Raw genomic sequence first — 270 nt, 5'->3', positions numbered from 1 at the left:
AAATGATCTGAAATTAAGAAATATGGGAATTGAAGCTGAAATATCCTACATCCTGAACAACGGGGTTTATTTCGGAGCCAGTGGATTATTAATCAAATCTGAAGTAGATACCAATGGAGAATGGATCAAACAGGAAGTGTATAATGCGTCGCCTTCAAAATTGGTGACTTATATCGGATATACTATCCAAAACTGGTCATTCAGATTCCAGTCTCTACAGAATTTCAAACTGACGGATAATCTTAATAATGAGATTGACGGCTATAATAC

The 270-nt window shown here is 35.6% G+C and carries 1 protein-coding gene; it reads left to right on the top strand.

Going from position 1 to position 270, the window contains the following annotated elements; genetic code table 11:
- Nucleotides 1-270, top strand: a 270-nt coding sequence (locus SB752_RS32495) for a hypothetical protein (RefSeq protein WP_486320407.1), incomplete at both ends; no start/stop codon positions are given.

Source organism: Brevibacillus sp. SIMBA_040, assembly GCF_046535075.1.
Lineage (GTDB): Bacteria > Bacillota > Bacilli > Brevibacillales > Brevibacillaceae > Brevibacillus.
The sequence above is the reverse complement of the archived record's forward strand: the minus strand, read 5'-3'. Positions and strand labels throughout refer to the sequence as shown.